The sequence below is a fragment of the Bacillus sp. 05T31 genome (assembly GCF_056396725.1).
In genome coordinates this window covers 1-3,601 of record NZ_JBFTMA010000460.1, presented here as the reverse complement: position 1 = coordinate 3,601, position 3,601 = coordinate 1, and the positions used below count along the sequence as shown (strand labels likewise).

Here is a 3,601-nt window from a genome sequence, read left to right as displayed (position 1 = left end):
GCAGCGATGTCAACGACAATTTTATTAGAAAAATATAAACCTGAAAAAGTAATCAACACTGGTTCAGCTGGTGGATTCCATCATTCTTTAAATGTTGGAGATGTGGTTATTTCAACAGAAGTTCGTCACCATGACGTAGATGTAACAGTATTTAACTACGAATATGGTCAAGTGCCAGGAATGCCACCTGGATTTAAAGCTGATGAGGCATTAGTTGCATTAGCTGAGAAATGTATGCAGGCAGAAGAAAATATTCAAGTTGTAAAAGGAATGATTGCAACAGGTGATTCATTTATGAATGATCCGAACCGCGTTGCAGCAATTCGTGATAAATTTGAAGACCTTTATGCAGTAGAAATGGAAGCAGCAGCTGTTGCGCAAGTATGCCACCAATATGAAGTTCCGTTTGTTATTATTCGTGCACTTTCTGATATTGCAGGTAAAGAATCAAATGTTTCATTTGATCAATTTTTAGATCAAGCAGCTCTTCATTCTACAAACTTTATCGTAAAAGTATTAGAAGAGTTAAAGTAATGTAACAAAAAGGCAACTGTCTCATATAAAGAAAATACATACAGTTGCCTTTTCTTTATTGGCAAATAAGGGGGAGAACACGATGAATGTATATCGTGGAGTTCATGAGTTGATTGGTCATACACCAATCGTAGAAATTACTCGTTTTTCACTTCCGGAAGGAGTCCGTTTATTTGCAAAGCTTGAATTTTACAACCCAGGCGGAAGCGTTAAGGATCGTTTAGGAAGAGAATTAATCGAAGATGCGTTAGAAAAAGGGCTTGTTGCAGAGGGCGGAACAATTATTGAACCGACGGCTGGAAATACAGGTATTGGACTGGCACTTGCAGCGTTAGAACATGATTTACGCGTCATTGTTTGTGTACCAGAGAAATTTAGTGTTGAAAAACAAGAATTAATGAAAGCGCTAGGTGCAACAGTCGTGCATACCCCGACTGAGCAAGGAATGACCGGCGCAATTGCAAAGGCAAAAGAATTAGTAAAGGAAATACCGAATTCATACTCTCCAAGTCAGTTTGCTAATGAAGCAAACCCTCGTGCTTATTTCAAAACACTAGGTCCTGAACTTTGGGACGCACTGAATGGAGAGATTAACATATTTGTTGCAGGAGCAGGAACTGGCGGTACATTTATGGGAACTGCGTCTTATTTAAAAGAGAAAAACATTGATATTAAAACGGTTATTGTAGAACCAGAAGGATCTATTTTAAATGGTGGTAAGGTTGGTTCACATGAAACAGAAGGAATTGGTCTTGAGTTCATCCCGCCATTTTTGAAAACATCTTATTTTGATGGAATTCATACAATTTCTGATCGAAATGCATTTTTACGAGTGAAAGAATTAGCGAAAAAAGAAGGTCTTCTCGTTGGAAGCTCTTCAGGAGCAGCATTTCATGCAAGCTTACTTGAGGCGGAGAAAGCAGCACCAGGTACAAATATTGTAACGATTTTTCCAGATAGTAGTGAGCGTTATTTAAGTAAAGATATATACAAAGGGTGGGAATAAAAAATGAGAGCAAAGACAAAGTTAATTCATGGTATTCGCATAGGAGAACCTTCAACTGGATCTGTAAATGTGCCGATTTATCAAACAAGTACGTACAAACAAGAAGCAGTTGGTAAGCATCAAGGATATGAATATTCTAGAACTGGTAATCCAACTCGTTCAGCTTTAGAAGAAATGATTGCAGTATTAGAAAATGGTCATGCTGGATTTGCATTTGGTTCAGGGATGGCAGCTATTACAGCAACAATTATGTTGTTCTCAAAAGGTGACCACGTCATTTTAACAGATGATGTTTACGGTGGAACATACCGCGTTATTACGAAAGTATTAAACCGCTTCGGTATTGAGCATACATTTGTAGATACAACAAACCTAGAGGAAGTTGTAGAAGCGATTCGTCCAAATACGAAAGCGATCTATGTGGAAACACCAACGAATCCATTACTGAAAATTACTGATATTAAGAAAATATCYGCTCTTGCTAAAGAAAACGATTTATTAACAATTATTGATAACACATTCATGACGCCATATTGGCAGTCGCCAATTTCTTTAGGAGCAGAYATTGTRCTTCATAGTGCAACGAAATATTTAGGTGGGCATAGTGATGTAGTTGCAGGCCTAGTAGTTGTAAATAGCCCGCAACTAGCAGAAGACCTTCATTTTGTACAAAACTCAACAGGAGGTATTCTTGGACCACAAGACAGCTTCTTACTACTTCGCGGTTTAAAAACATTAGGAATTCGTATGGAAGAGCATGAAATAAATTCACGCGCAATTGCTGAGTTTTTAAATAACCATCCAAAAGTAAATAAAGTATATTATCCAGGTCTTGAATCACATCAAAATCACGAATTAGCAAAAGAACAGGCGAACGGATTTGGTGCAATCATCTCATTCGATGTAGATAGTGAAGAAACATTAAATAGAGTACTTGAGAAGTTACAATACTTCACACTTGCTGAAAGTTTAGGAGCAGTAGAAAGTTTAATTTCAATTCCATCACAAATGACACATGCATCTATTCCTGCTGATCGCCGTAAAGAATTAGGGATTACAGATACATTGATTCGTATTTCTGTCGGTATTGAAGATGGTGAAGATTTGATTGAAGATTTAGCACAAGCGTTAGCATAATAAAAAAGCACTGCTAAATAGAGCAGTGCTTTTTTAAGATTATTTTGTGAAACTTTTCACAAAATGGACATACACAAATAAAATGATTTCATGTATAGTGAAGTCATGAAATATTACTCACGAACAAACTTGTGAAATGTTTCACAAATGATGAGATTCATGTAGGAAGGCAACTCTATTTTTTTACGCTAATCGGGACTTATTATGACCTATAGGGACTTATAAAGGCCGTAATAGCAGAATAGGAGGAAATTTACATGGTAGTCAAAGAGAAAGTTGTAAATGAAATGAAAGAGGTAAAAGAGATGATTGATACGTTAGTAGAGAACGGTCAAAAAGCTTTACAAGCATTAGAAAGTTTTACACAAGAGCAAATTGACAACATTGTTCATGAAATGGCGCTTGCAGGTGTTGACCAACATATGCCGCTTGCGAAATTGGCTGTTGAAGAAACGGGCCGTGGTGTATATGAAGAYAAATGYATWAAAAATATTTTTGCCACTGAATATATTTGGCATAGYATRAAGAAAGATAAAACRGTAGGRATTATTCACGAAGATCCTCATGAAGAAATAATAGAAATYGCRGARCCTGTCGGTGTAGTAGCTGGGGTAACGCCAGTAACTAACCCAACGTCGACAACGATGTTTAAAGCATTAATCGCGATAAAAACGAGAAATCCAATTATTTTCGCATTTCATCCTTCTGCACAAAATTGTTCTATTGCAGCAGCGAAAACAGTATACGATGCAGCAGTGAAAGCTGGTGCACCAAAGCATTGTATTCAATGGATTGAAAGACCTTCTGTGGAAGCAACGAAACAATTAATGAACCATGATGGTGTCGCACTCGTTCTAGCAACTGGAGGGGCTGGTATGGTGAAATCGGCTTATTCTACTGGTAAACCCGCGCTAGGTGTAGGGC

4 protein-coding genes are annotated in these 3,601 nt (G+C 37.5%); all 4 read left to right on the top strand.

Annotation, left to right across the window (positions count from 1 at the left end; all coding sequences use genetic code 11):
- On the top strand, positions 1-534 hold a 534-nt coding region (gene mtnN / locus AC1DJR_RS21870; RefSeq protein ID WP_477003487.1), incomplete at its 5' end, for a 5'-methylthioadenosine/S-adenosylhomocysteine nucleosidase.
- Positions 535-616: 82 nt separating this feature from the next.
- Positions 617-1,540, top strand: coding sequence for an O-acetylserine dependent cystathionine beta-synthase (locus AC1DJR_RS21865; protein WP_477003486.1), 924 nt, complete (start codon positions 617-619; stop codon positions 1,538-1,540).
- A 3-nt stretch (positions 1,541-1,543) separates the two neighbouring features.
- Entirely contained in the window at positions 1,544-2,677 is a 1,134-nt protein-coding gene (locus AC1DJR_RS21860) for a bifunctional cystathionine gamma-lyase/homocysteine desulfhydrase (RefSeq protein WP_088034209.1), read from the top strand.
- Between the two features lie 257 nt (positions 2,678-2,934).
- On the top strand, positions 2,935-3,601 hold a 667-nt coding region (locus AC1DJR_RS21855), incomplete at its 3' end, for an aldehyde dehydrogenase family protein (protein ID WP_477003485.1).